General features: G+C 70.4%; 25 protein-coding genes. 15 read left to right on the top strand and 10 right to left on the bottom strand.

The genetic code is table 11. From position 1 onward, the window contains the following. Positions 1-43 precede the first annotated feature (43 nt). From ACLQ27_RS06160 to iolB, 7 genes are all read left to right on the top strand, one after another. On the top strand, positions 44-2,083 hold the full coding sequence (locus ACLQ27_RS06160; RefSeq protein ID WP_357492896.1) for a DUF2264 domain-containing protein: 2,040 nt from the start codon (positions 44-46) through the stop codon (positions 2,081-2,083). Continuing rightward, positions 2,080-3,384, top strand: a complete 1,305-nt coding sequence (locus ACLQ27_RS06155; protein WP_357492894.1) for an ABC transporter substrate-binding protein — start codon at positions 2,080-2,082, stop codon at positions 3,382-3,384. The genes ACLQ27_RS06160 and ACLQ27_RS06155 overlap by 4 nt, the downstream gene beginning before the upstream one ends. Positions 3,385-3,460: 76 nt before the next feature. Continuing rightward, a complete protein-coding gene (locus ACLQ27_RS06150) occupies positions 3,461-4,366 on the top strand; it encodes a carbohydrate ABC transporter permease (protein ID WP_357492892.1) in 906 nt (301 codons plus the stop codon). Next, positions 4,366-5,262, top strand: coding sequence for a carbohydrate ABC transporter permease (locus tag ACLQ27_RS06145; RefSeq protein ID WP_357574223.1), 897 nt, complete (start codon positions 4,366-4,368; stop codon positions 5,260-5,262). The genes ACLQ27_RS06150 and ACLQ27_RS06145 overlap by 1 nt, the downstream gene beginning before the upstream one ends. A gap of 5 nt (positions 5,263-5,267) precedes the next feature. Beyond that, positions 5,268-5,945 carry a hypothetical protein gene (locus ACLQ27_RS06140; RefSeq protein ID WP_357574222.1) on the top strand — a complete coding sequence of 226 codons (678 nt, stop codon included), beginning with the start codon at positions 5,268-5,270 and terminating at the stop codon, positions 5,943-5,945. An 84-nt stretch (positions 5,946-6,029) separates the two neighbouring features. Beyond that, positions 6,030-7,214, top strand: coding sequence for a glycoside hydrolase family 88 protein (locus ACLQ27_RS06135; RefSeq protein WP_357574221.1), 1,185 nt, complete (start codon positions 6,030-6,032; stop codon positions 7,212-7,214). Positions 7,215-7,260: 46 nt separating this feature from the next. Continuing rightward, positions 7,261-8,085: a 5-deoxy-glucuronate isomerase gene (gene iolB / locus ACLQ27_RS06130; protein WP_425865944.1), complete on the top strand. Its 825-nt coding sequence runs from the start codon at positions 7,261-7,263 to the stop codon at positions 8,083-8,085. A 95-nt stretch (positions 8,086-8,180) separates the two neighbouring features. Here iolB and ACLQ27_RS06125 read toward each other — a convergent pair whose 3' ends face one another. Next, positions 8,181-9,494, bottom strand: a complete 1,314-nt coding sequence (locus tag ACLQ27_RS06125; RefSeq protein ID WP_425865877.1) for a ricin-type beta-trefoil lectin domain protein — start codon at positions 9,492-9,494, stop codon at positions 8,181-8,183. A 535-nt stretch (positions 9,495-10,029) separates the two neighbouring features. Between ACLQ27_RS06125 and ACLQ27_RS06120 the strand changes: the two genes are divergently transcribed. Together ACLQ27_RS06120 and ACLQ27_RS06115 are read left to right on the top strand one after the other, a co-directional pair. Then, entirely contained in the window at positions 10,030-11,469 is a 1,440-nt protein-coding gene (locus ACLQ27_RS06120; protein WP_357492882.1) for a glycoside hydrolase family 43 protein, read from the top strand. A 113-nt stretch (positions 11,470-11,582) separates the two neighbouring features. Further along, positions 11,583-13,019: an RICIN domain-containing protein gene (locus ACLQ27_RS06115; RefSeq protein ID WP_357492880.1), complete on the top strand. Its 1,437-nt coding sequence runs from the start codon at positions 11,583-11,585 to the stop codon at positions 13,017-13,019. A 124-nt stretch (positions 13,020-13,143) separates the two neighbouring features. On the opposite strand, the gene ACLQ27_RS06110 is transcribed toward ACLQ27_RS06115, so the two are convergent. From ACLQ27_RS06110 to ACLQ27_RS06100, 3 genes are all read right to left on the bottom strand, one after another. Beyond that, on the bottom strand, positions 13,144-13,713 hold the full coding sequence (locus tag ACLQ27_RS06110) for a DM13 domain-containing protein (RefSeq protein ID WP_425865876.1): 570 nt from the start codon (positions 13,711-13,713) through the stop codon (positions 13,144-13,146). Between the two features lie 139 nt (positions 13,714-13,852). Next, positions 13,853-14,458: an STAS domain-containing protein gene (locus ACLQ27_RS06105; protein ID WP_357492878.1), complete on the bottom strand. Its 606-nt coding sequence runs from the start codon at positions 14,456-14,458 to the stop codon at positions 13,853-13,855. A gap of 56 nt (positions 14,459-14,514) precedes the next feature. Then, a complete protein-coding gene (locus ACLQ27_RS06100) occupies positions 14,515-14,943 on the bottom strand; it encodes an STAS domain-containing protein (protein WP_357492876.1) in 429 nt (142 codons plus the stop codon). Positions 14,944-15,095: 152 nt separating this feature from the next. Between ACLQ27_RS06100 and ACLQ27_RS06095 the strand changes: the two genes are divergently transcribed. The 4 genes from ACLQ27_RS06095 to ACLQ27_RS06080 all read left to right on the top strand — a co-directional run bounded on the left by ACLQ27_RS06095 (position 15,096) and on the right by ACLQ27_RS06080 (position 19,122). Then, positions 15,096-15,785: a response regulator transcription factor gene (locus ACLQ27_RS06095; protein WP_234581085.1), complete on the top strand. Its 690-nt coding sequence runs from the start codon at positions 15,096-15,098 to the stop codon at positions 15,783-15,785. Further along, complete coding sequence (locus ACLQ27_RS06090; RefSeq protein WP_425865875.1) at positions 15,782-17,137, top strand: sensor histidine kinase; 1,356 nt, start codon at positions 15,782-15,784, stop codon at positions 17,135-17,137. Before ACLQ27_RS06095 ends, ACLQ27_RS06090 begins: the two co-directional genes overlap by 4 nt. Beyond that, complete coding sequence (locus ACLQ27_RS06085) at positions 17,134-17,694, top strand: GerMN domain-containing protein (RefSeq protein ID WP_357492872.1); 561 nt, start codon at positions 17,134-17,136, stop codon at positions 17,692-17,694. Before ACLQ27_RS06090 ends, ACLQ27_RS06085 begins: the two co-directional genes overlap by 4 nt. Positions 17,695-17,832: 138 nt before the next feature. Further along, positions 17,833-19,122, top strand: coding sequence for an ArsB/NhaD family transporter (locus tag ACLQ27_RS06080; RefSeq protein WP_357492870.1), 1,290 nt, complete (start codon positions 17,833-17,835; stop codon positions 19,120-19,122). A gap of 3 nt (positions 19,123-19,125) precedes the next feature. Here ACLQ27_RS06080 and ACLQ27_RS06075 read toward each other — a convergent pair whose 3' ends face one another. Next, positions 19,126-19,572, bottom strand: a complete 447-nt coding sequence (locus ACLQ27_RS06075; RefSeq protein WP_234581093.1) for a CBS domain-containing protein — start codon at positions 19,570-19,572, stop codon at positions 19,126-19,128. A gap of 70 nt (positions 19,573-19,642) precedes the next feature. After that, positions 19,643-20,965: a Na+/H+ antiporter NhaA gene (gene nhaA, locus ACLQ27_RS06070; protein ID WP_357492867.1), complete on the bottom strand. Its 1,323-nt coding sequence runs from the start codon at positions 20,963-20,965 to the stop codon at positions 19,643-19,645. A 168-nt stretch (positions 20,966-21,133) separates the two neighbouring features. Between nhaA and ACLQ27_RS06065 the strand changes: the two genes are divergently transcribed. Continuing rightward, positions 21,134-21,517, top strand: coding sequence for a hypothetical protein (locus ACLQ27_RS06065; RefSeq protein WP_234581096.1), 384 nt, complete (start codon positions 21,134-21,136; stop codon positions 21,515-21,517). Between the two features lie 106 nt (positions 21,518-21,623). Continuing rightward, positions 21,624-21,770, top strand: coding sequence for a hypothetical protein (locus tag ACLQ27_RS06060; protein WP_234581098.1), 147 nt, complete (start codon positions 21,624-21,626; stop codon positions 21,768-21,770). A 139-nt stretch (positions 21,771-21,909) separates the two neighbouring features. Here ACLQ27_RS06060 and ACLQ27_RS06055 read toward each other — a convergent pair whose 3' ends face one another. The 4 genes from ACLQ27_RS06055 to ACLQ27_RS06040 form a co-directional block, all read right to left on the bottom strand. Further along, complete coding sequence (locus ACLQ27_RS06055; protein WP_425865874.1) at positions 21,910-22,308, bottom strand: hypothetical protein; 399 nt, start codon at positions 22,306-22,308, stop codon at positions 21,910-21,912. Positions 22,309-22,443: 135 nt separating this feature from the next. Beyond that, on the bottom strand, positions 22,444-23,943 hold the full coding sequence (locus ACLQ27_RS06050) for an FAD-dependent monooxygenase (RefSeq protein WP_357492863.1): 1,500 nt from the start codon (positions 23,941-23,943) through the stop codon (positions 22,444-22,446). 124 nt (positions 23,944-24,067) lie between these two features. Further along, a complete protein-coding gene (locus ACLQ27_RS06045; RefSeq protein WP_425865873.1) occupies positions 24,068-24,688 on the bottom strand; it encodes a TetR family transcriptional regulator in 621 nt (206 codons plus the stop codon). 95 nt (positions 24,689-24,783) lie between these two features. Further along, positions 24,784-25,443 (bottom strand): response regulator transcription factor, encoded by a 660-nt coding sequence (locus tag ACLQ27_RS06040; RefSeq protein ID WP_425865872.1) that lies wholly within the window; start codon positions 25,441-25,443, stop codon positions 24,784-24,786. Positions 25,444-25,447: the final 4 nt, after the last annotated feature.

Here is a 25,447-nt window from a genome sequence, read left to right as displayed (position 1 = left end):
TCGCCACATTCCACGGAGACGGATCGATGCGACAGGATCTGGGATGACGTCCGGGACGGCCGGCCGGTCAACGCCGGGGACGGCCTCGGAGGCCGCGACCTGGAGCCGGGACGACTGGCTGGGCCTGGCCGACCGGATGCTCGCCGCGGTCCGGCCGTTCGCGTCGCCCGGCCACGCCCTCGTCAACCTTCCCGGGCCGGAGGGCGGTTACGGGCGGGCCGTTGACGGCCTCGAGGGTTTCGCCCGCACCTTCCTCCTGGCCGGCTTCCGCATCGCGGGGGCCAGGGGAGTGGGCATGGACGAGCTCGTCGACAGGTACGCGGCCGGCATCGCCGCCGGCACCGATCCGGGCTCCCCGGACCGCTGGGTGCGCCTGGACGAGCACCCCCAGGCGAAGGTGGAAGCCGCCTCCATCGCGCTGGTCCTGGACCTGACCCGCCCGTGGATCTGGGACCGGCTGCCGTCCGCGGTGCACGAGCGGGTGGTCGACTACCTGCGCCCGGCGGTCGGCGACGACACGTATCCACAGATCAACTGGGTCTGGTTCCGGCTGGTCGTACAGACGTTCCTGCGTTCGGTGGGTGGGCCGCACTCGCTCGACGAGATGGCCGCGGACCTGAGCACGCACGACGGCTTCGCCCGCCGGGACGGCTGGATGTCCGACGGGCCACACCGCGCGTACGACCACTATGTGGGCTGGGCCCTGCACCTGTATCCGACGCTGTGGGCCCGGATGGCCGGCGCTGCGGACCTGGCCGAGCAGCGTCGCGATCGGGACCTGGCCAGCCTCGACCGCTTCCTGAGCGACGCGGTCGCGCTCGTGGGCGCCGACGGGTCGCCGCTGATCCAGGGGCGAAGCCTGATCTACCGCTTCGCCGCGGCGGCGCCGTTCTGGGTCGGTGCGATCGCCGGCGTGCCCTCGGTCAGCCTCGGCCAGTTGCGTGGCGCGGCCACCCGCATCGTGCGCCACTTCGTCGCCAACGGGGCCCCGGACGAACGAGGACTGCTCACCACCGGCTGGCACCGGTCGTGGCCGAGACTGGCGCAGTCCTACTCCGGACCGGGCTCGCCGTACTGGGCCAGCAAGGGCCTGCTCGGCATCGCGCTACCCGCCGAACATCCGGTGTGGACAGCTCCCGAGGAGCCGCTGCCCGTCGAGGAGCGGGACGCGGTGCGGGCGGTGCGCGCGCCAGGCTGGTTGGTCTCCGGCACCCGTGCCGACGGCATCGTCCGTGTCGTCAACCACGGCACCGACCACGCCGTAGAGGGCGCCACTGTCGGAGACTCCCCGCTCTACGCGCGACTGGGCTACTCCACCGCCACCAGCCCCGTCCTCGACGACAGCGGCTGGGCCAGCCCACTCGACCAGTCCGTCACTCTCGTCGACGGCGCGGGCCGGGCCACCCACCGCGCCGGAATGCGCCTGCTGACCGTGCACGTCGACACCGACGGCGTGGGCGTGGCCGGGTCACGTGGCCTCGCCCGCTGGGTCGACCCGGACCCGGGCCAACGCGATCATGGCGGCGGCCGGGCGGGCCGGTCCCGACCGGCCGGGCACCTCACCGTGTACTCGGTGGTCCGTGGCCCCTGGGAGCTGCGTCTGACCCGCGTCGACGACCTCGCCGACGGCATCGAGGCCGATGCGCTGCGGCTACGGATCGGCGGCTGGGCCATTGCCGGGGACGCGACGGCAACCCTTCGCGGCGACGCGGCGGCCGTGACCGGCGCCGGCCTGACCAGTCGGCTCGAGAGCGTGCACGGCGGCGGAACCGCCGGCGCCACCACCCTTGCGCACGGCGGGCCCCTGGCCGGCGGGCTGGTCGTGCCCTGGCTGGAGCACCCCGTCCGGCCGGGCGCATGGGCCGCGGCCCTCCTCGAGTTGTCCACGGTGCCGGCGTCCCGGGTCGGGCAGGCCTGCCAGGCCGTGATCACCGAGGACGCGCGGGGCCTCCACCTGGCGGTGGACTGGCCCGACGGGATCAGCACGTCGACCCATCTGGACACGGAGCACCCCAGGCCCAGCCACGCGGCCTGGTTGCAGTGCGGGCCCGACCGGGCCCCTGACCTAAGGAGAAAGGGATGAAGCGTGCGATACCCGCCGTCATCAGCGCTGCGACGGCCCTGACGCTTGTTCTCGCCGGTTGCGGCGGCGGAGACGAGCCGGTCGACCCCAATGCCCCGGTGACCATCACCCTGGCCGGCTGGACCCTGTCGTCCACGCCCGAGTTCAAGACGCTCGCCGACGGCTTCAAGGCAACCCACCCGAACGTGACGGTGCAGCTCAAGGAGTACGCCGCAGGCAACGACTACGACACCCAGATGATCACGGACCTGGCCGCCGGCACCGCCCCGGACGTCTACGTCATGAAGACCCTCAAGAACTTCTACACGTACCAGAGCGGTGGTCAGCTGCTCGACGTCTCCGACGTCACCTCCGGTCTCGGCTCGAGCCCGGCGCTCACGCCGTACCAGGTGGACGGCAAGGCGTACGCGGTGCCGTACCGGCAGGACTCGTGGGTGCTGTTCTACAACAAGGACCTGTTCGCGAAGGCGAAGGTGGCCCCGCCGGACGGCAGCTGGACCTGGGACGACTACACCGACGCGGCGAAGCGGCTGCACACCGGGCTGAAGGGGGCCGGCTCGAACGCGACGGGCGCGTACCAGCACACCTTCCAGTCGACAGTGCAGGGATTCGCGCTCGCCCAGACCCCCAACGCGGATCTGCTCTCCGGGGACTTCGGCTACCTGAAGCCGTACTACGAGCGGTCACTGGACCTGCAGGCGGCCGGCGCGCAGCCGACCTTCGGCACGGCGAAGACCAACAAACTCACCTACCAGGCGCAGTTCGGCAAGCAGCAGTCGGCGATGCTGCTGATGGGCACCTGGTACGTGGCCACGCTGCTCAACCAGCGCAAGAGCGGAGACGCCGACACGTTCGGGTGGGGCATGGCACCGGCGCCGCAGTTCGACAAGTCCACCACCGGCACCTCCGCCACTCCTGTCACCTTCGGCGACCCGACTGGCCTGGGGATCAACCCGAAGATCAGCAAGTCGAAGGTCGCCGCGGCCAAGGCCTTCCTCCGCTACGCGGGCGGCCCGGACGCCGCAAAGGCGCTGGCCGGGATCGGCATCACCCCGGCCCAGGTCACCGACGCGGTCACCGCGACGCTGTTCGGGCTGGACGGCGTACCGCAGGACGACCTGTCGAAGTTCGCCTACGCGAAGCACACCGTCAAGCCGGAGAACCCGGTGTCGAAGCACACCGCCGGCCTGCAGAACCTCCTCAACGAGACGCACTCGGCGATCCTCTCCGACGGCAAGGGCGTCGACGCGGAACTGAGCAAGGCGCAGACCCGTGCCAAGAACGAGGTCCTCAACCAGTGAGCTGATGGCGGGTCCGGCGCGCGCCTTCGCCGCGCGCCGGATCCGCCGCCGAGCCGAACGCTCCCGGAGACTGCCCATGACAACATTGCCGCGCACGCGGCCCAGGCGCCGGCGGCTGGTGTCGCGCAACACGGTCGCCGGTTGGTCGTTCATCCTGCCCAACTTCGTCGGCTTCGCCGGGTTCACCCTGCTACCCGTCGTCGTGCTGTTCTACGTGGCCTTCACCAACTGGAACGTCTTCGGGGTGGCCGAGTGGACCGGCACCGCCAATTTCCGGCGCATGTGGGACGACTCGAGCTTCTGGACCGCTCTGCGCAACACCGTCTACTACACGGTCTTCCACATCCCGCTGACCCTCGCGGCGGCACTCGGGCTGGCGCTGCTGCTCAACCGCAAACTGCGTGGCGTGCGGTTCTTCCGCACGGTCGCCTTCTTTCCGTACATCACCTCGATCGTGGCGATCGCGATCGTCTGGAACCAGCTGTTCAGCCCGGAGTACGGCCCGATCAACGCTCTCCTCGGTGCCGTCGGGGTGGACGATGCCCCGGGCTGGACCACGTCGTCGACCTGGTCGATGCCGGCGGTCATCATCGTCGGCACCTGGCGGTACATGGGTTACTACATGCTGCTGTTCCTGGCCGGCCTGCAGACCATCCCGGCCCAGCTATACGAAGCGGCCGAGACCGACGGCGCCTCAGCGTGGCAGCGGTTCGTGCACGTGACAGTCCCCGGCCTGCGACACACCACGTTCTTCGTCACGGTGCTGCTCACCATCGAGAGTTTCAAGGTCTTCGACCTCATCCTCGTGATGACCGGCGGCGGACCGGGCCAGTCGACGCTGGTGCTCTCGCAGTACATCTACCAGAAGGGCTTCGAGGAGAACCAGTTCGGCTACGCATCGGCGGTCTCCATCGTCCTGTTCGCCATCTGCTTCGGCATCACGGTGATCCAGTTCATGGTCAACAAGCGGAGGAACAGCTGATGACCGCGACCGACCTCTCCCTGCCCACCCCGGCCGTCGCCGCGCCCGGAGACCGCAGCGCACCCGGCCGGCAGGCCCGGTCCCGGGGCTGGCGGCTCGTCGGGTACGCCGCCCTCGTGCTCGCGGCGGCCGGGCTGCTGCTGCCGTTCTACTGGATGGTGGTGGCGTCGTTGAAGACCAACAGCGACGTCTTCACCATCCCGATCACCTGGCTCCCCGATCCGGTGGTGTGGCGGAACTACCTCGACATCTGGCAGCGCTCGGACATGACGACCTGGCTGGGAAACACGTTGCTGCTGTCGGTGCTCGTCAGCTTCCTCCAGGTGGTGACCGGCAGCTTCGCCGCGTACGGCTTCGCCCGCGTCCGCTTTCCCGGCCGCAACGCGCTCTTCCTGGCGTACGTCGGGACGATCGCGGTGCCGTGGCAGTCGTACATGATTCCGCAGTTCATCCTCATGTCGAAGTTGCAGTTGTCGAACACGCTGTGGTCGATCGTCGCGCTGCAGGCGTTCGGCGCGTTCGGCGTGTTCCTGATGAAGCAGTTCTACGAGACGATCCCCGAGGAGCTCAGCGAAGCGGCGCGGGTGGACGGGCTCAGCGAGTTCGGCATCTACCGACGGATCATGCTGCCGCTGTCCCGACCGGCTCTGGCCAGCCTCGCCCTGCTGACGTTCGTGACCACCTGGAACGACTACCTGGGTCCGCTGGTCTACCTGCGCAGCGCGGAGCTGCGCACCATCCAGTTGGGGCTCAACACCTTCATCTCGCAGTACAACGCCGAGTACGCGCTGATCATGACGGGCTCCGTGCTGTCCGTGCTGCCCGTCGCGGTCATCTTCCTGCTCGGCCAGCGCTACTTCATCGAGGGCATCGCCACGACCGGACTGAAGGGTTGAGGCCCATGCGTTCGCGCCACCACACCATCGCCGCCGTCTTCGACGGGTTCTACGTCGCGCTCGTCAGCAACCTGCTGCTGGTGCTCGGTTGCCTGCCACTGGTGACGCTCGCGTTCACCACCGAGGCGGCGCGCTCCTGGCCGCTGTACGCGCTGACCGCCCCGCTCTGCGCGCCCGGGCTCTGTGCGGTCTTCGCGGTCATGTCCGCCTATTCGGCCGGCGACACCGGCGGCGTACTGCGCACCTACCGCCGCGCCTGGCGAGCCACCGCCCGGCCGGCGATGCTCTGGACGGCGACAGCCATGGCCGCCCTGGTCGTGCTCGCCGTCGACGCCCGCGCCGCGTGGGGCCACCGGGTCGGGGCACTCGCACTGCCGGTGCTGGCGACCCTGATCGTCCTCACCGTCGCCACCACGTTGCTGGGGTTGGTGACCGTCGCCGAGCGACCCACCGCGCGGTTGCGTGAGGTGGCCCGCGCCTGCGTGTATCTGGCGGTGCGCCGGTGGTACCTCACCGCCGTGTCTCTCCTCGCCCTCGTGCTGCTCGCACAGATCCTGGCGGCCCGCCCCGCGATCGCGCTCGGCCTCGCCGCCGCGCCACTGCTCTACGTCGTGTGGGCCAACAGCCGCTTCACAATGCGCGCCGCCCTCGACCCACCGACGACCGCACCGCAGAGCACCTGAGCACCACGTACCGGCTACCGAGCCGGGACGCCGACAGCACACCTGCCCGGCACCGGCCCGTACCCACGAGGGGGAACAGCATCCATGACGGCGACCGACGTCCGTCCCAGCTCCGACGCAGACGCCATGGCGGCCGCGGTGGCCGCCGCGATACGCACCATCGACGCGAACATCGCCACCTTCGGCGACCGGTACCCCGCGGACACCACCGCCGCCAACCGCTACCCGCTGCGGCCGGCGGGCGGTGGCCAGCCCGAGGGCGCCAACATCGGCTGGACCACCAGCTTCTGGCCCGGGATGCTCTGGCTGGCACATGATCTGACCGGTGCGGAGAGCCACCGGCGGGCCGCGCTGTCCCACGTGGACAGCTTCGTGACCCGGATGACCCGCGGCATCGACCTGGACACCCACGACCTCGGGTTCCTCTATACCCTCGCCTGCGTCACCCCGGCCCGCCGTACCGGCGATCCGCGGGCCCGGGGCGCGGCTCTCGCCGCCGCCGACCACCTGATGACGCGCATCCTCGAACCCGCCGGGATCATCCAGGCCTGGGGCGACCTGAGTGACCCCCGGCAACGTGGCCGCACCATCATCGACAGCCTCATGAACACGCCGCTGCTCTTCTGGGCCAGCCACACGACAGGCGACGACCGCTACGCCGCGGCGGCCCGCCGGCACGCTGCCCAGCTACGCCGGCACCTCCTGCGCCCGGACGGCACCACGTTCCACACCTTCTACTGGGACCCCGACAGTGGGGTGCCGCTACGGGGCGAAACCGAGCAGGGCCACGCCGACCACTCCTGCTGGGCCCGCGGGCAGGCATGGGGCATCTACGGGTTCAGTCTCAACCATCGACACACGGGCGACCCCGCGCTGCTCGCCGCCGCGAGGATCTGCGCGGACCGCTTCCTCGCCCGCCTGCCGAACGATCACGTCGCGTACTGGGACCTGGAATTCGGCGACGGCAGCGGTCAGGAGCGGGACAGTTCGGCCGCGGCCATCGCCGCCTGCGGCCTGGTCGAACTCGCCGACAGCCTCACCGACACGGCCAGCGCCGACCGGTACCGGACGGCAGCGGCCGAGATCCTGCGCTCGCTCATCAGCCACTACTCCACCGGCGGCCATCCGGTCTCGAACGCGCTGATCCTGCATGGCGTCTACGACAAGCCCAAGGGCATCGGAGTCGACGAGGGAACCCTGTGGGGCGACTACTTCTACCTGGAAGCCCTCACCCGCGCCACGATCCCTGGCTGGACCAGCCCTTGGTGACCACCGCGATCGTCCCGCACCGTCCGCATCCTGAAGAAAGGTGATCATGGACTACCGCTACCACTGCGCCATTCCCGCCGCCGACGGCCGGAACACGCTGCCCTTCAATCCCTGCCGGCTGCTGGACTTCACCCTGCTGCGGTTGTCGGCCGGCGAGTCCTGGACCGGCGAGTCCGGCGACCGGGAGATCCTGGCCGTCATCCTCGGAGGCACGGCCAGCTTCACCGTCGCCGGCCGCCACTTCCCGCAGGTCGGTCGACGCCCGGACGTCTTCTCCGGCAAGCCGCACTCGGTCTACATCCCGGCCGGCTCCGCGGTGACCGTCGAGGCGGTCACCGCCGTGGAGATAGCCCTCCCCAGCGCACCCAGCGAGCTGGCCACCGACCCCTATGTCATCTCGCCGGACCAGGTCGTCAGCGGGCGCTGGGGAGCTGCCAACTTCGGCCGTACCTACCACCAGATCCTCACCGAGGTCTCGCAACCGGACCTGCCCGCCCGCCGGCTCATCGTCGGCGAGACCTACACGCCCTCGGGCAACTGGAGCACGTACCCGCCGCACCGGCACAAGGTCGACGACCTGCCCGCCGAGGCCGCGCACGAGGAGATGTACTACTACCGCGTCAACCCGGCGGACGGGTTCGGCATCAGCCGGGTCTACACCGACGAGGGGTACGAGGAGAACGTCACCATCCGCGAGCACGTGATGCAGATGATGCCCGAGGGGTACCACACAGTGGTCAGCGCGCCCGGCTACACCACGTACTTCCTGTGGTTCCTGGCCGGCACTCAGCGTACCCAGGGCGCCCGCGAGGACGCCGCGCTCGCCTGGGTGGGTCAGACCGTACCGACCCTGCGCAGTGTGGGCCTGTAGCGATGGCCACCCCGCTCGGCCATCCGCACCGCCTGACGGCGACGCGCCGCCCGGGACCTGACCCGAGCGGCGCGTCGTCGACAGGCTCAGCGGTACTAGGTGCGCGTTGTCCACTGCTGGTTGGCACCGCCGTGGCAGGCCCAGAGGTGCAGTTGCGTCCCGTTGGCGGTGCCGGAGCTGACGGCGTCGAGGCAGAGCCCCGACTGGACTCCGGTGATGGTGCCGTTGGCGTTCAGGTTCCACTGCTGGTTGGGCTGGCCGTTGCAGTCCCAAGTGATGACCGCGGTGCCGTTGCTGCTTCCCGCCCCGCTGGCGTCGAGGCACTTGTTGCCGTAGACGGTCAGGGTGCGGCTCGCCGTATGGGTCCAGCGCTGGTTGGTGCGACCGTGACAGTCCCACAGCTGCGCGCGGGTCCCGTTGGTGGTGCTCGAGTTGGGGATGTCGATGCAGCGGCCGGACTGGCTGCCCACGATCAGCACGTTCTGCTGGCCGGACGGCGGGGGAGTGCTGGGCGGGGGAGTGCTGGGCGGAGGGCTGGTGGGCGGCACCGTCGAGCCGAACTGGGTGAAGAACCGCCACACCTCCTGCTTGACCCAGCTGCGCGCGCCGCTCTCACAGCCGGCGCAGCCGTCCACCGGACCCTGCTGGTGGCCGCCGTCGAACGCGGCCCAGACCACCGGATAGCCGGCCTGACACGAGTAGGCGGTGGTGATGTGGGTCAGACTGCCCGCCCTCGGTTCCGGCGGGTTCTGCGCGGCGCAGCCGTTGTTGCGGACGAACCTGTCGCGCAGCGCCCGTCCGTTGGGGATGTTGTCGTTGATGCCGTGAATCCCCAGGTACGCCACCGGCTGGGTGCCGCCGCTGCAACCGCTGATCGCCCCGGGCGCCGCGATCGCCGCGACCGCGCGGAACACGGTGGGCCGGGAGCACGCCAACGAGTAGCTCATCGCGCCGCCGTAGCTGAACCCCACCGAGAAGAGTTGCGTCGTGTCGACACAGAGCGCGTTCTCGATGACGCGGACCATGTCGTCGGTAAAGGTCACGTCCTCGCCGTTGGAGTTGCCCCAGCCGTTGTTGAGGCCCTGCGGGGCAACGAAGATCGTGGTGTTGTTCGACTGGGAGAGCATGCCGTAGTAGGCCCACGGAGCCCCGTCGGTGCCGCCCGACGCGACCTGATCGGCGGTGCCACCCAGCCAGTGGAACCCGAAGGCCAGTCGGTGGGCGTAGGTGTTGTTGTAGCTGTCGGGCAGCCGAAGGATGAAGCTGCGGTTCTTTCCGCTGCTCTGGATCGTGTGGGTGCCGCTGTTCAGTCCGGGCGCCTTGCCGCAGCCGGCGGTGGTGGCGGCGGTCGCCGGCCCGCCAGCCATGACGACGTACGCCCCGACGGCGACGAGAACCAGGACAGCCATCGCGGCCCCTATCCAGGGGCTGGAGAGTCTGCGAAGTGGCACGGTTGCGCCTCCTTGTGGTGGACGAAGATCCATTGGTGGTGGTGGCGTGGGCCGTCACCGGCCGGCGAGGGAGCCGCGAGGCGGTCCTTCGCAGGCCGTCCAGGGTGGTGCCGATGCCGCGACAGCCGGTTCTGGTCGCCGGGGCGACGGCTGGCGATGAGCCACGCAACACATAGACTAGCATCATGGTGTGACGTATGACGTTCGTGATTGTGGCAGCGCGTACCCGCGGGGTGGATTCACCCTCCGGGGTGCTCCGTCCGGCCAGATCGAACGAGCATCTTCGATGCCTTGACACCCCAGATGCGATCGCTAACACTTGTCCGCAACACGTACTTAATGATCTGGACACATGGCGTCTGCCTCGTCGGCGACACCGGCACGGCACGTCACGAACCGCTCCCCACCGCGCCGCCCTGGGACGCGTCCCCTCGGAGCTGTTAACGCTCACATGTAGGTCGATCGCCCGCCCCTCCGCGAAGGAGAAGGACCCATGTCGAGAGTCCTCGCCCGGCTCTACGCGGTGTCGCTCGCCGCGTGCCTGCTCTTCACCACCTGGTCGGTGACGACGCCGAAGGAAGCCCTCGCGCTCGACCCGGCCGTCGGTTACCTGATGGCGCACTTCACCGGCGAGTCCTCGACCGGTCAACAGATCTACCTGGCCCACAGCACCGACGGCCTACGCTGGACGGACCTCAACAACGGCGGGCTGGTGCTGCGATCCACAGTCGGCACCCGCGGCGTCCGCGACCCCGCCCTGGTTCGCTCGCCCGCCGGTGACCGCTACTGGATCATCGCCACGGACCTGTGCATCGGCTGCGGCCAGGACTGGTCGACCGCGGTCAACAACGGCAGCCGCAACCTCGTCGTGTGGGAGTCCACCGATCTGGTCACCTGGTCCGCGCCGTGGCTGCTGAACGTCGCCGGCCCCATCCCGGACGGACGTAACGCCTGGGCTCCGGAGGCGATCTGGAACCCGGCCACCGGCGACTACGTCCTCTACTGGGCGACGAACGTCCCGCTCAACGGAGTGACCAAGCACCGCATCTACTACGCGCGCACGGCGGACTTCCGCAGCATCACCACGCCGCAGGTCTACCTCAGCCGACCCGGCAGCCAGGAGATCATCGACACCCAGATCGTCGAGGTGCCGGCCGGCGTCGGCGCCTACCGCTACGTCCGGGCCTCCCGCGACGGCCAGATCACCCTCGAAGGCAGCAACTCCATCCTCGGCACCTGGACCACGCTCGGGAACCTCTCGGGCATCGGCCTGACGGGCTCCCAGGTCGAAGGCCCGATGTGGATGCGGTTCAACTCCCGCAACGAGTGGGTCCTCTACCTCGACCAGTACGCCAGCGGGCGCGGCTACCTGCCCGTCCTGACCACCAATCCGTCGAGCCCGGCCAGCTTCCGGCTGCCGGCGTCCGGCTCGTACGACCTGGGCGGCACCAAGAAGCGGCACGGTTCGATCCTCAACCTGACCGCCGCCGAGCAGAACCGCGTGCTCGCCCGCTGGCCCGCCACGGCGGTCAACCGGATCCAGTCGTACAACTTCCAGGACCGCTTCGTGCGGCACTACGACTACGACGTCCGCATCGACCCCAACGTCAGCCCGGCCCCGGACGGCCAGTGGCGCCTGGTGCCCGGCCTGGCCGGCTCCGGCACCGTCTCCATCCAGTCGGTCAACTATCCGGGCTACTACCTGCGCCACTACGGGTTCGACTTCCGGCTGGAAGCCAACGACGGCACCGCCACCTTCGCCGCCGACAGCACCTTCCGGCAGGTCGCCGGTGTCGCCGACTCGTCGTGGACGTCCTTTCAGGCATACAGCCACCCGGACCGCTACATCCGGCACTACAACTACCTGCTCCGGCTCGACCCGCTCTCCGACGCGCAGAGCCGTGCCGACGCCACCTTCCGCATCACCAACTGAACACCGATGTCTCCCCACCACCGATTGGACCTGTCATGAAACGGAAAAGGCCGTCACACGGGCCTGTCAGCACCCGGTCCCTGCACCGCCTCCTGGTCGCGCTGGTGAGCGCGATGACCGCGCTGGTTGGCGTCGTCGTCGTCACGTCGTCGCCGGCCACCGCCGCCACCAGCCAGTTCCGCGGAATGAACTGGGCCGTGCTGGGTGACAACTTCAGCACCGGTCCGCTCGTCGTGCAGGGCCTCAGCTCGTCCGACAGCAATGCGACGGTGCGGGCCAAGGCCAACGCCCTCTACGACACCATGGCCTCCACCATGGGGGTCAACACCGTGCGGCTGCCCATCAACACCCACACGGTGGGGACGGCGTGGTGGGAGGCGTACCGCGGCGCCATCGACGCCGCGACCGCCCGCGGATTCAAAGTCATCCTCGCCTACTGGGAGGACGGCGCGGCCTCCGGCGGCAGGATCACGAACCTCGCCGCGTGGAACGCGATGTGGTCCACGGTGACCAACACGTACGGCTCGAACCCCAACGTCTACTTCGAACCGATGAACGAGCCGCACGGCTACAGCTCGGCCGAGTGGCGCACCGTCGCCGCGAACTGGCTGAGCTACCACTACTCCGCGGTGCCCGGCCGGGTGCTCATCGGTGGCACCGGCTTCAGCCAGGACCTGCGCGACATCTGCAACGACAGCCGCTTCAACTCGACCCTGCTGTCCTTTCACTACTACGCGTTCTTCTACGGTGCGATGACGTACGACGCCTTCCGCAGCCACATCCAGACCCGCCTGGGCAATTGCGCCTCCCGCGCGGTCGCCACCGAGTTCGGCGCTCCCATGAACGACGGCCGCAACTACGCCGACGCGGGCAGCACCGACAACTTCGTGCGCTACATCCGCGCGATGGCCCAGGTCATGCGCGACAACCAGATGGGCGGCACCTACTGGCCCGCCCTCGGCGGCAAGCCGGGCACCATCGGATACGACTGGTACTCGATGTTCGCCCTCGGTGGCAGCGGCACCAACCTCACCCTGACCATCCGCAACACCTCCGGCGCCGACCGGATCCGGTACGCGTGGGGCGACACCATCGGCGGCGGCGACCCGACGACGCCTCCGCCCACGACGGGAACGTTCTACCGGCTCACCGTGCGGCACAGCGGCAAGGCCATGGACGTCCAGCAGCCGAACACCGACAACGGCGCGCGGGTCGGCCAGTACACGTACGGCGGCAATGCCTGGCAGCAGTGGCAGTTCCAGGACGCCGGCAGTGGCTACTGGCGCATCATCAGCCGACACAGCGGAAAGTGCCTCGATGTGGTGAGCGCGTCGACCGCCGACGGCGCCGAACTCGTCCAGTACACCTGTGGCACCGGCACCAACCAGCAGTTCCAGATGGTCGCCAACGGCAGCTACTTCCAACTCCGTGCCCGCCACAGCGGCAAGTGCGTGGACGTACCGGCCGCGTCGACAGCCGACGGGGTGGTCCTCAAGCAGTATTCGTGCAACACCGGCGCCAACCAGCAGTGGTCGCGCACGGCCGTCTGACAATCGTTGCGCCGGACGACCGACTCACGGTGGCCCGCACCCCCGGTACCGAGCTGGTGGCCGGGGGTGCGCGCCGTGCCGACGCCGCCCCCGTGGGCGTCGCGACGCGTGAGCCCTCCGCGCGTCAGACGGCCCTGAGGTCGGCCGCGCCGAAGGAGACGGCGAACCGTTTGCACCAGATGGAGACGCTCCGGAAGTCGCGTGGGTCGACCGATGCCGGGATCTCGTACACCTGGTTGCCCTGATTGCCCTTGAGCCTGGCCAGTTCGACCCATTCGCCGTCATCGAACACCCGCCACCCGGCCCTGCCGAGGGTGACCGGCTGGTCGGTCAGCCACACGCGCAGGTCCGGCCCGCTCGACGTGCTCAGGTCCCGCAGGACGAGCTGGTGGCGCCCGTCGGCGAGCCGGTGGATCTCGACGCTGCCGGTCGTGCGGTGCTCGTGGGTGACGAACTCGCCGGCGGTCAGGATTTCGTTGCCCGCCGGTGTCGCCGTCGGTGCCACGGGAGCCGCGGACGCGGGAGTGGGCGTCGGCGTGGTCGATGTCGTCGGCGCGGAGGGAACCGCCTCGTCGACGTACGTGTCGGTGAACAGCTTCCACGGCTGGAACCAGTAGAGGGCCAGAGCCGTCACGAGGACAGCGGAGGCGAGAGCGGTCCAGGCCACGCGCGACCGGAAGATCCTTTTTCCCACACCGGCAGCGTACGACCGCCGCAGCCGTCGAACTGGTCGCGAACCCTTTCGGATCTCTTACGACGCTCCGGGTCGCCCGCTGCCGCTCTGGCCGACGTGTTGGCCGAGTTTGGCGCTCAGCGTGTCCGCGTACGACCCGTCAGCCCTGGGTTCCGCTGGCCGTCGGCGTGGACAGCGCGGGCCGGGGCGTTCGGGCGAGAGCGTCGTCGCGGCTGTCGAAGATCGGGAAGACCCCGTCAAGGCGCATCGTGTGCAGGACGGTGCGGATGAACCGCGACGGCGCGGCGAGGCAGAGGGTGACACCCCGCTCGCGGGCGTCGAGGTGTGCCCGCACCAGCAGACCGAGGCCGGTGGAGTCGATGACGTGCACCCGGCTGAGGTCAACGACCACGGGACCGTCCGCGTCGACCGCGTCGCGGAGTGCGGCGCGCAGCGCTTCGCCCGTATGAAGGTCGATGTCACCGGTGGTCGTGACGACTGTCGCGTCGTCGAGGTGGTCGATGCCGAGAACCCCGCCGGAACCGTGGCCCTCGCCCCACGAGTGCCCGGGACGGGCGGGCGGAAGCAGGCTGCAGTGAGGGCAGCGGTGCGGGCCGGTGGCGAACGGGGAGCCGCTCCAGCCGTGCTCCGACACGAGCGTCCACACCACCTCCGCGTCGGGGAGCACGCACGCGGCGGCCGTGATGCTGTCACCGCAGGTGTCGCAGATCAGTGTCATCAGGTGGTCGTCCGGGACGACTGTCATGCTGCTGGTCCTTCCTGTGCCCGGGATGTCTGGCCGGCGGTGGTGGGAACGAAATCTCAGGACCGCGACGAGCCCGAGTGGTCGACGCGGGCTCTGCCGACAGCGACAAGCGTCGGCTCCGCGGGCCCCGACTCGTCCTGTGGCGTCGGTCCGCCGCGCGGTGCCGGCGACGTTCCGGTGACGATCGGCAGGACCTGGTCCAGACGGGCAAGGTGCAGAATGCGTTGGATCCGGTGGTTCGGGTTGCGTACGACGAGGACCCCGTCCATGCGGGTCAGCCGTCGGTGGACGTCGAGCAGCAGGCCGATGGCGGCGGCATCGATGTACCGGCACCCGGCCAGGTCGACCACGACCCGCCGAGGGCGCAGCGCGAGCAGCTCGTCCAACGCGGCTCCGGTCTCCGCCAGGCAGGCCAGGTCGAGCTGGTTGATGGACACCTCCACCAGCGGCAGCGCGTACGACCTCGGTTGCAGTGGGCCGGTCACGGTCGTACCCCTCTCGTCGTGGTCCTGGACGCCTGTACCGTGCCGGGCGGGCTTGGCGGTTCCCGCGCGGATCTATGACAGTTGCGTGACAAATCAGCAGGCCACCGGCCGCGATTGGCTGCGGTGCCGGTGCCCTGGGGATGATGCCGGTCATGACGGCCGTACTGGTGATCGAGGACGACGACCGGATCCGCTTGGCGCTGCTGCTCGCACTCGAGGACGAGGGCTACGACGCGGTGGGCGCGGCCACCGCCGAGGAGGGTCTGCGCGCGCAGCGCCGTGACCCCGCCGACTACGTGCTGGTCGACCTGATGCTGCCCGGACTCGACGGTTTCGAGTGCATCGGGCAGCTCCGCCGCGACGACGACGTACCCATCGTGGTGATCAGCGCCCGCGACGACACCCACGACATCGTCGCCGCCCTCGAAGCCGGCGCCGACGACTACCTCGTCAAGCCGGTGGCGATCAAGGAACTGACGGCGCGACTGCGCGCACTGCGCCGCCGCGCTCGCACCGGCTTCGGGGAATCGGCATCGGACCGGGTGCCCGTGCTGGCCTTCGGCGAGCTGGAGATCAGTCCCGATGCGGGCGAGGTAAGCCGTGGCGGCCAGCCCGTCGCCGTGACCCGCACCGAGTTCCGGCTGTTGTGCGAGTTGGCCGAACACGCCGGCCGGGTGTTGTCGCGCCAGCAGTTGCTGCAGCGGGTCTGGGGGTACGACATCGGTGATGAGCGACTGGTCGACGTGCACGTCGGCCGGTTGCGGCAGAAGATCGAGCCGGACCCGACGAACCCGCGGCATCTGGTCACCCTGCGGGGCCTGGGCTACAAGTTGCAGCGATGAGGCGCCTCGGACTGCGGACCAGGGTCACCGCGGCGTTCGCCGTCGGGGCGCTCCTGCTCGCCGCCTCAATGGCCCTGGTCTCCTACGAGCTGACTCGTCGTTCCCTGATCGGTGAGCGGGAACGCACGGCCCTGCGCGCCGCGTACTTCGATGCGACAGTCGTTCGTGCCGGGATCGACACCGACACTCCCGACGTCGTGGCGGTGCTGCGGTCGCTGGACACAGGGGGCGGTCGCCGTCCGGTGCTGCACCTCAACGGCGAGTGGTACGCCCGCACCGCCGACCCTGGCCCCACCACCGCCATTCCCGTCGACCTGCGACGTACCGTGGCGTCCGGGCAACCGGCGGTGCAGCGGGTGCGGGTGGACGGCCAGCCCGTCCTGGTGGTCGGCGTCCCCCTGTCGGCCACAGCAACGTACTTCGAGGTCAACTCGCTCCGCGAGTTGGAGCAGACGGTCCAGGTCCTGGCGCTCGCCCTGACCACGGTGGCCATCATGATCGCCGGTTCCGGCGCCGCGCTGGGCTGGTACGCCACCCGGCACGGACTGCGCCCGCTGACGGCGGTCGCCGACGCGGCGGAGAAAATCGCCGCTGGTGACTTCACGGCCCGGCTGGACCCGGCCACCGACCCCGACCTGACCCGGTTGTCCTCCTCGTTCAACCAGATGGTCGACCGGCTCGCCCACCGCATCGAGCGCGACCGCCGTTTCGCCGCCGACGTCAGTCACGAACTGCGCTCGCCGCTGCAGACCCTCGCCGCCGCGGCCAGCGTCCTGGCTCGCCGTCGGGAACAGCAGGACGAGCGGACGGCGATCGCGGCGGGGCTGGTCGCCGACGAGATAGACCGTTTCCAGCGGCTCGTCAACGACCTGATCGACCTGGCCCGTAGCGACCGGCCCGCCCACCGCGCCCCCGTGGACGTGGTGGCGCTGGCCCGGGACGCCTGCCACGCTCTCGACCTGCCCGCGTCGGTCGTTCGCCTCGCACCCGAGGTGCCCGCGACGTGGCGGGTCGAGCGGCGACGCGTCACGCAGGTGCTGGCGAACCTGTTGGACAACGCCGTGACCTACGGGGGTGGCCCGACGTCCGTCCTGCTCGATCGCGACGGCAGCGCGGGCGTCATCGAGGTCGAGGATGACGGCCCGGGCGTTCCCGTCGAGGACCGAGAATCGATCTTCGATCGCTTCGTCCGCGGGCGAGCTGCCCACACCCGGGGTGCCGGCGACGGTACCGGCCTCGGTCTGGCGCTGGTCGTCCAGCACGCCACCGCGCACGGCGGACACGTTGCTGTCACCGACCGTCCCGGCGGGGGTGCCCGCTTTCGCGTCACGCTGCCGGAGAGCCTGACGTGAAGCGCCGTCACCTGCTCGCCGTAGGGCTTGTCGCGTTACTGGCCGGCTGTGGCATCCCCACCGACGAGGCGCCTCGCGCGGTGGCACCGCCACGCGGGCCGTTTCCGACCTCCGCGCCCGCCGAGACCGCGCCGGTCGGCCCGGCCACCGAGACACTCTGCCTGGTCCGCGACAACCGGATCGTCCCGGTGCTCCGGCGCGTCGAGCGCTCACGCGGCATCGAGGACCAGCTGCGGCATCTGCTCTCGGGGCCCACCGGGGTCGAACGCGACGCGGACCTCACCAGCGCGCTGCCGGGAGCGGTCAATGCCGCCGGTGTGACAGTGACCGGCACCCAGGCCCGGGTCGCGGTCGACGAACCCGCCGACGACGCCGGCCGCAGCGACGAGGTCCTTGCCTTCGGACAGATCGTCTGCACCCTCACCAGCCGCGACGACGTCACCTCAGTGACGTTCCTTCGCGACGGCAGGCCGCTGGGAGTGCCCCGCGCCGACGGATCGCTGTCCGAGCAGCCGCTCACCCGCACCGACTATGCTCCGCTGATCACCCCACGGTGAGCCGTCGCACACCCTGCGCATCGCCCGCCTGTCACCACGCCCGATGCTGATCGCCCAGGCTGATAGGTTGATCTCAGGTGTGCCGGGAAGCCTGGTCGGCGTTGCGATGACGGCTGACCAGAACCGGAGAAGCGCCGAATGAGCATCCTGGCCTGGATCGCGGTGGCCGTGTTCGTCGCCGCGTACGTCCTGATCGCCACCGAGAAGATCAACCGGGTGACGGTGGCCCTGGGCGGCGCATCGATCATGTTGGCGATCGGGGCGACCGATGCCGAGCACGCGTTCTTCTCCGAAGAGGCGGGCATCGACTGGAACGTCATCTTCCTGCTGCTGGGGATGATGCTGATCGTCGGCGTGCTGAAACGCACCGGCCTGTTCGAGTACCTGGCGATCTGGAGCGCGAAGAAGGCCCGGGGCCGTCCGTTCCCGATCATGGTGATCCTGGTCGTGGTGACCGCCGTGGTGTCGGCGGCGCTGGACAACGTCACCACAGTGCTGCTGGTGGCCCCGGTGACCCTGCTGGTCTGCGAGCGGCTCGGCGTGCCGCCGATCCCGTTTCTGATCGCCGAGGTCATGGCGTCCAACATCGGCGGTGCCGCCACCCTGGTCGGCGACCCGCCGAACATCATCATCGCCAGCCGGTCGGGGCTGAGTTTCACCGACTTCCTGAACGTCATGGCCCCGCTGGTGCTGATCGTGCTCGTCGTGTTCATCGGCCTGTGCCGGATCATGTTCCGCACGGCGTTCCGCTACGACGCCGAGCGCGCGGCCCGGGTGATGGCGCTGCGGGAGGCGGACGCGATTCGCGACCGCCGCCTCGTGGTGATCAGCCTGGTGGTGCTCGGCACGGTGCTGCTCGCGTTCAGCCTGCACACGGTGCTGCACCTGGAGCCGTCGGTGGTGGCCATACTCGGTGGCCTGCTGTTGCTGGCGCTGTCGCGGCTGGACACGGAAGACGTGGTCAAGGACGTCGAGTGGCCGACGCTGGTGTTCTTCGCCGGCCTGTTCATCATGGTCGGAGCCCTGGTCGCCACCGGGGTGATCGACAGCATCGCCCGGTCGGCGACCGAGGCCGTCGGGGGCAAACTGTGGCCGGCCACCATGTTGATGCTGTGGGCGTCGGCGGGGCTGTCGGCGATCGTGGACAACATCCCGTACGTGGCGACGTTGAGCCCGATCGTGAGCGAGCTGGTGAACGCCGAAGGTGGGCTCGACAAGGCTCAGGTGCTGTGGTGGGCGCTCGCCATCGGGGCTGACTTCGGCGGCAACGCCACTGCCGTCGGCGCGTCGGCGAACGTGGTGGTGCTCGGCCTCGCCGAACGCGCCGGGCACAAGATCACGTTCTGGGGATTCACGAAGTACGGTCTGATCGTCACAGTGATCTCGGTGGCGATCGCGGTGCCGTACCTGTGGCTGCGATTCTTCTGACGCTCAGGTGCCGAGCATCCGGTCGAGCAGCCCGTCCAGGGTGATCGCGCCGGTCATCACCCGGTCGCGGTCGACGACCGCGACCAGCGGCACATTCGATCGGGCCATCACCGAGGCGACCTCGAGCAGGGTGGCGTCGGCGCCGACGGCCGGCAGGTCCGGGCGGTTGCGGGGCAGCAGGTCCGCGACGGTGCGGTCGCCGATTCCCTCCAGGATCACGTCGGCAGCGGCCTCGTCGATCACCCGGGCCAACGTCGGATCGTCCTGGCAGTAGGACGGCAGTGCCATTCGCAGCACCTGCGTGCCGGCCAGCACCGTCGACGGACGGCCCTTGGTGTCCACCACGATCAGACCGGGCAGGTCCTGCGCCGCCAGGATCCGCGCGGCCTCGCGGGCCGGCATGTCCTCGGTGACGGTCTCCATCGGGATGGCCACATCGCTCGCGCGCATGCACCGACGATACGCCCGGACGCCGCGTCGCCCGCGCTGATGCGCCCTGGCAGCCCGTGGGGCGGCGGGCCTATTGCTGGTAGACGTCGGGAACGTCGTCACGGTCACTGTCGACCTGCTCGGCCTCGTAGATCTGCCGGTACACGCGATTGCGGGCCCGCAGGATGATCGTGGCGAGCGCGGCGGCGATCACGGAGCCCGCCAGCACGGCGATCTTGACCCGGCCGTTGGCGTCGGTGCCGATGCCGAAGGCGAGTTCGCCGATCAGCAGCGAGACGGTGAACCCGATGCCGGCCAGCACGGCCAAGCCGGCCACGTCGATCCAGGCCAGCCCCGAGTCCAGTCGGGCCCGGGTGAACCGGGCGACGAGCCAGGTTGCCAGCAGGATGCCGATCGGCTTGCCGACGACCAGGCCGAGCATGATGCCCACGGCGATCGGGTCCATGAATGCCTGCGTCAGGCCGTCGAGCCCGCCGACGGCCACCCCGGCGGACATCAGCGCGAACACCGGTACCGCGACGCCTGCGGAGATCGGCCGGAACCGGTGCTCGAAGTGCTCGGCCAGGCCGGGCCCGGGGCCGGCCCCCGTGGAGCGCAGCACCGGCACGGCGAAGGCGAGCAGCACCCCGGCGACGGTGGCGTGCACGCCGGAGGCGTGCACCAGCGCCCAGGTGGCGAACGCCAGCGGCAGGAGCAGCCACCAGGAGCGCACCCGACGCTGCACCAGCAGAGCGAACAGGCCCAGCGGCACCACTGCGGCCAGCAGCGGCAGCAGAGACAGGTGGGCGGTGTAGAAGACCGCGATGATGACGATCGCCAGCAGGTCGTCCACCACCGCCAGGGTCAGCAGGAAGGTGCGCAGCGCGCTCGGCAGATGCCTGCCGATCACCGCCAGCACGGCGAGGGCGAACGCGATGTCGGTGGCGGTCGGAACCGCCCACCCCTTCACCGCGCCGCCCCAGTTCACCGCCGCGTACAGCAGGGCCGGCACGAGTACGCCGCCGACCGCGGCGGCGACCGGGACCGCGGCCCGGCGGGGATCACGCAGGTCGCCGGCGACGAACTCGCGCTTGAGTTCGAGACCGGCGACGAAGAAGAAGATCGCCAGCAGCCCGTCGGCAGCCCACATCGCCAGCGACAGGTCGAGGTGCAGCGTGTGCGGCCCGACGGTGAACGCCGTCATCGCCTCATAGCGGTGCGCCCAGGGTGAGTTCGCCCAGATCAGCGCCACGACGGCACCGATCAGCAGCAGCGCGCCGCCAATCGTCTCCTTGCGCAGCACGTCGGCGATGCGCCGGGCCTCAGCCCAGGAACCACGGCCGAGGACACGAGGGGGTGACTGGGGGTTCGACGGCACAGGCGGGCCAACTTTCGAGAGACGGGTCGGAACCATTTGCCGACCAGACTTCCCGGCGCACCGGGACCCATCCTACCGGGGCCTTTCGGCCACCGGCCCGTCGACCGCCGGCAGCCGTCGGCCGCTCGATCTCGTTTCAACCGACCGGGTCCGTGGGTACGCTCCCACCGGCTGATCATCCGATCGACGGAGACCCTCGTGATCATGGCTCTGCTGCTCGACCTCGCCAACATCGTTGGCGGTTTCCTGCTCGCCGTCCCTGTGCTGCGGCTGTTGCCACGCGTCGGTGACGACCTGGGTCGCCTCGCTGGTCGGGCGGCCCCGATCGCGTGGGTGGTCGGCCTCGTGGCGCTCGTGACCGGCGGCTACTACCTCATCGTCCACCTGGTGTCCGGCCCTCGGGTGTTCCACTTCGAGGTGGTGGGGATCGGTGTGGGGCTCGCCTTGTTGTGGGGCCGGCTGACCGGCCGGCCGGCGTCCCGCGAGGAGCGGTCGGACGGCGCGACAGGCGTCCGCCTGTTGCTCGCGATCTTCGGTCTCATCGCGATCGTCGTCGGCATTCAGGGGCTCTTCACGCCGGACGGCTGATCACGCCCGCACGCCCGGCCCGCCCGTGCGGCGTTCGCGCACGGGCGGGGTGTCACCCCGGCGGTCACCGTCGGTCCCCCCAACTCATCGATTCCAGGAGAGTCACATGTCGGCCCAGGCATTCCTCTACATCATCGCGGTCATCCTGATCGTGCTCGCCGCACTGCCGCTGCCCACTCGGGGTGTCTCGTTCGCGCTGCTGGGCGCCGCCTGCGCCCTGCTCGCCTACGCCTGGCCGGTGATCACCGGCTGATCCGTCGTCGGTGTGGTCGGTGGCCGGCAACCAGCGCCCGACAGCGTTGCCGGCACCCGGCCACTCCACGTCGCCGGGTTGGCCATGGACTCGGCGATGGACGCGACCGACGCCAACGGCGTCCCTGGGACGCGTGCGGTCAGGCGGTGGTGGACGCTCGGGATGCCCCGGCGCTCGCGGCGCAGGCGATGAGCAGCGCCGCGGCCGGCAGGAACGCGCCGCCGACGCCCAGCCCGAGCAGCAGCCCCCACCCGACGATGATCAGCGCGGCCGTCAGGTCGACGACCAGGCTCGGCCGGCCGATCCACTGTGCCAGGACCGGCAGCGACGCGGCGACGACAGACACCCCGAGCAGATAGCCGGCCGCGCCCCCGGAGTCGTCGACGGTGAAGGGGGTCAGCACTGCGGCGACCAGCACGGTGATGGCCAGGGCCGACCAGCGCAGGACCCGTCGAGCGTCGTCCGGTCTGCGGACGACGACCACCACACCGACGAGCAGGACCGCCGCGATCGCACCGATGGTCGCCGCACCGATCATCATGTTCTCCTCGACCGCCGCAGGTGGTGTCTCATCGAAGACCGCGGATCGTCGTCTCTGCGTGCCACGATACGGCCCGTCGGGCGTGCCGCACGAGAGCGGGAGCCCAGCCTGCCGAAGGACTGTGTTCTCCGGTCACCCGGGCAGGCCGAAGTGGTGGGTGAGCGAGGCGCGCAGCGTGTCCGCATCCCCGGCGGACCAGGCGACGAAGCAGTCGGGGCGTACGAGCAGGGCGGTCGCGGTCGTGCCCCGCAACGCGCCGGTGACGACGTCGACCCGGTCGCGCCAGGGCGCGGCCACCTCGGCGTAGACACCCGTGGAATCCAGGAGCAACGGCCGGGCGGTGCGGGTCAGCTCGGCGAGGCGTACCGCGCCGTGGTCGCCGTGCACGACCACATCGGGGGCGCACCGGCCGGCCAACGGATCGGCGGGGTCGGCGGGGTAGTGGATGTCCGCGCCGGACATCAGCGCCGCGATGTGCCCGGTCACCTCCGGCTTGCGCAGCAGTTCGGCGAAGAGTTCCCGCAGGCCGGTGATCTCGTCTCCGGGGCCGATGAGCGCGGACTGCGCCTGGGTGGACATGACCACCCGTTCGGCGACGGGGCGGCGCTCGGTCTCGTACGTGTCGAGCAGGCCCTGCGGCGCCCAGCCGCGCACGGTGGCGGCGAGCTTCCAACCCAGGTTGACGGCATCCTGCAGGCCCAGGTTGAGCCCGGGGCCGCCGATCGCCGGGTGCACGTGTGCGGCGTCGCCCACCAGCAGCACCCGGTCGGCGCGGTAGCGGGCGGCGATGCGGGTGTTCTGGCCGGCCAGCCGCCGCAGCAGGCCGGGTCCGTCCGGTTCGCCGAGCGGAACGTCGGCGCCGAGCACCCGGGCGACGCTGGCGCGTAGCTCCGCCAGGCTCATCGGGGTCTCGTCGCTCGTCGGGACGTCGGGCCACTCCGTCGTGCTCAGGATCGCCGGGCGGCCGGGGAACGGGGCCCACGCGATCAGGCCACGCCCGGTGCGGGTGTGCTGGAACGGCGCGACGACGCCGTGACCGGGGACGCACAGGCCGCCGGTCTCGGGATCGAGGGACGACGAGGGGACGGTCACCGTGGCGGTGCGCGAGACCGACCGGTCGTTCGTGACGCCGGGGAAGTCGATGCCGGCGAGGCGGCGCACCACGCTGCGGCCGCCGTCGGCACCGACGACGAAGCGGGCGGTGAGCTGCGTACCGTCGGCAAGGCAGACCTCTACCGCGTCGGGGCGTTGGCGAAGGTCGACCACCTCGTGGCCGCGGCGCAGGTCGACTCCGAGCTCGGTTGCCCGGGCGGCGAGGGTGGCCTCCAGCTGGGCTTGCGGCACGCCGAGCACGTAGTGCGGGTTCTCCGCGAGCATCGTGAGGTCCAGCGGGAACGCACCGAAGACGAAGGCTGGTTGGGGCGACGGCGGGGTGCTCTCGCCACTGAGCCGCGTGTAGAGGCCGCGCCGGTCGAGCAGGCGGACGACCTGGCCGACGACGCCGTTGGCGCGGGGCTCGCCGGTGGGTGTGACGTGGCGTTCCAGGACGACGGGATGGACGCCGGCCAGGGCCAGCTCGCAGGCGAGCATGAGGCCGTTGGGGCCGGCTCCGACGATGAGGACGTCGATCATGACAGTGATCCCTTCGGGGCGTGCGTCATCGCCCCGACGGGCGCGGCACGCGGCCGGCTCACCGTGGGGTGGGACGCTGCTGGAGACGTGTGGGTGCGGCGGTGCCCCGAGCGAGGGTCGGGGTTCAGCGGGGCGGCGCGGGGAGGCCGGCGGCGACCTGGGTGAAGGCGTCGGTGATGAGGTGCTCGATCGGGGTGGGCGGGTCGGGGCTGTCGAGGTAGTGCTGCATGGCGACGGCGACGGCGGCGCTGGCGGCGGCCGCGACGAGCCGCGGATACATGTCGGTGGCGAGGTCGGTGCCGGTGCGCTCGGCGACCGCGGCGGCCAATTCGGCCTCGGCGGTCGCGACGGCGCGCAGTCGCTCGCCCTGTAGGGCGGGCTCGGCGAGCATGGTGCGGACGCCGGCCACCCACTGGGCGTGCGCGGGAGACGGCATGGCGTCGACCTCGGGGCCGCGGGTGAACTGCTCCAGCGAGGCCTGGGTGAGCGCCGCCCAGAGCGGCTCGTCGGCGGGGCGCTCGCGCAGCGCGGCGGCGGTGCGCAGGCTGCGGTCGAGGTGACGCGAGGCGATCGCCTCGGCCTTGCTGGAGAAGTAGTTGTTGAAGGTGCGCGGGGAGACGCCGGCCGCCTCGGCGATGTCCTCGACGCGGACGTTGTCGTAGCCGCGCTCCGCGGTGAGGTGGATCGCGGCCCAGCCGAGCGCCGCCCGCGTCTCGGCTTTCTTGCGCTCCCGCAGCCCCGTCATGTCACCACCCTAACACTAGTTGCGTACCCCGCAAATATGCGTGTCACGCAAAACTGGTGATCGTTGGGTGTCCGGTTCGCGTGATCTGGGCGGCCTCACTCGACGGGGAGGCGGTAGCCGAGCCCTCGTACCGTCTGAATCAACTCGGGCCGACCCAGTTTGGCGCGCAGCGCCGCCACGTGGACCGCCAGGGTGTGCCGGCCCGACCAGGTGGTCTGCCACACGTCCAGCATGATGCGCTCGCGTGTGAGCGCGAGGCCCGGCCGGCGGGCGAGCGAGGCCAGGATGTCGAATTCCTTGCGGGTCAACGACACCGGCCGGGCGTCCACGTGGACCGTTCGGGCCGAGAGGTCGATCCGCAACCCTCCGACGTCGATGACGTCGGAGGGTTGCGGACCCTGCCGCGCCGTCCGCCGCAGCAACGCCTCGATGCGCGCCTGAAGCTCGTCCATCGCGAACGGCTTGACGACGTAGTCGTCGGCGCCCATCCGCAGGCCGACGATGCCGCCGCGCTCCTCGCCCCGTTCGGTGACCACGATGATGCCCAGCTCGGCGCTGCGTTCCCGCAGGGCCCGGCACACGGCGAAACCGTCGCCGTCCGGCAGACCGAGATCCAGTACTACGAGGTCGCAGGGGGCTGCCACGAGCGCCGCAGCACCGTTCGACGCCTGTTCCACCTGATAACCCTGCCGACGCAGCGTCGAACCCATGACCGCGAAGATCCACCGGTCGTCCTCCACGAGCAAGATCCGCATCGCC

The organism is Micromonospora sp. DT63, from assembly GCF_049841615.1.
Classification (GTDB): domain Bacteria; phylum Actinomycetota; class Actinomycetes; order Mycobacteriales; family Micromonosporaceae; genus Micromonospora.
Note: the sequence above shows the minus strand (reverse complement) of the source record. Positions and strands in the feature narration are given on the sequence as shown.

Bases quoted from the DNA above. Each gene is read 5' to 3' on its own strand.
- ACLQ27_RS06120 (WP_357492882.1), top strand. From the start codon at position 10,030: ATGTCGAGAGTCCTCGCCCGGCTCTACGCGGTGTCGCTCGCCGCGTGC.
- ACLQ27_RS06115 (WP_357492880.1), top strand. From the start codon at position 11,583: ATGACCGCGCTGGTTGGCGTCGTCGTCGTCACGTCGTCGCCGGCCACC.
- ACLQ27_RS06125 (WP_425865877.1), bottom strand. From the start codon at position 9,494: ATGGCTGTCCTGGTTCTCGTCGCCGTCGGGGCGTACGTCGTCATGGCT.
- ACLQ27_RS06080 (WP_357492870.1), top strand. From the start codon at position 17,833: ATGAGCATCCTGGCCTGGATCGCGGTGGCCGTGTTCGTCGCCGCGTAC.
- ACLQ27_RS06105 (WP_357492878.1), bottom strand. From the start codon at position 14,458: ATGACAGTCGTCCCGGACGACCACCTGATGACACTGATCTGCGACACC.
- ACLQ27_RS06160 (WP_357492896.1), top strand. From the start codon at position 44: ATGACGTCCGGGACGGCCGGCCGGTCAACGCCGGGGACGGCCTCGGAG.
- ACLQ27_RS06135 (WP_357574221.1), top strand. From the start codon at position 6,030: ATGACGGCGACCGACGTCCGTCCCAGCTCCGACGCAGACGCCATGGCG.
- ACLQ27_RS06055 (WP_425865874.1), bottom strand. From the start codon at position 22,308: ATGATCGGTGCGGCGACCATCGGTGCGATCGCGGCGGTCCTGCTCGTC.
- ACLQ27_RS06155 (WP_357492894.1), top strand. From the start codon at position 2,080: ATGAAGCGTGCGATACCCGCCGTCATCAGCGCTGCGACGGCCCTGACG.
- ACLQ27_RS06090 (WP_425865875.1), top strand. From the start codon at position 15,782: ATGAGGCGCCTCGGACTGCGGACCAGGGTCACCGCGGCGTTCGCCGTC.
- ACLQ27_RS06065 (WP_234581096.1), top strand. From the start codon at position 21,134: ATGGCTCTGCTGCTCGACCTCGCCAACATCGTTGGCGGTTTCCTGCTC.
- ACLQ27_RS06140 (WP_357574222.1), top strand. From the start codon at position 5,268: ATGCGTTCGCGCCACCACACCATCGCCGCCGTCTTCGACGGGTTCTAC.
- ACLQ27_RS06095 (WP_234581085.1), top strand. From the start codon at position 15,096: ATGACGGCCGTACTGGTGATCGAGGACGACGACCGGATCCGCTTGGCG.
- ACLQ27_RS06040 (WP_425865872.1), bottom strand. From the start codon at position 25,443: ATGCGGATCTTGCTCGTGGAGGACGACCGGTGGATCTTCGCGGTCATG.
- ACLQ27_RS06075 (WP_234581093.1), bottom strand. From the start codon at position 19,572: ATGCGCGCGAGCGATGTGGCCATCCCGATGGAGACCGTCACCGAGGAC.
- iolB (WP_425865944.1), top strand. From the start codon at position 7,261: ATGGACTACCGCTACCACTGCGCCATTCCCGCCGCCGACGGCCGGAAC.
- ACLQ27_RS06050 (WP_357492863.1), bottom strand. From the start codon at position 23,943: ATGATCGACGTCCTCATCGTCGGAGCCGGCCCCAACGGCCTCATGCTC.
- ACLQ27_RS06045 (WP_425865873.1), bottom strand. From the start codon at position 24,688: ATGACGGGGCTGCGGGAGCGCAAGAAAGCCGAGACGCGGGCGGCGCTC.
- ACLQ27_RS06150 (WP_357492892.1), top strand. From the start codon at position 3,461: ATGACAACATTGCCGCGCACGCGGCCCAGGCGCCGGCGGCTGGTGTCG.
- ACLQ27_RS06060 (WP_234581098.1), top strand. From the start codon at position 21,624: ATGTCGGCCCAGGCATTCCTCTACATCATCGCGGTCATCCTGATCGTG.
- nhaA (WP_357492867.1), bottom strand. From the start codon at position 20,965: ATGGTTCCGACCCGTCTCTCGAAAGTTGGCCCGCCTGTGCCGTCGAAC.
- ACLQ27_RS06145 (WP_357574223.1), top strand. From the start codon at position 4,366: ATGACCGCGACCGACCTCTCCCTGCCCACCCCGGCCGTCGCCGCGCCC.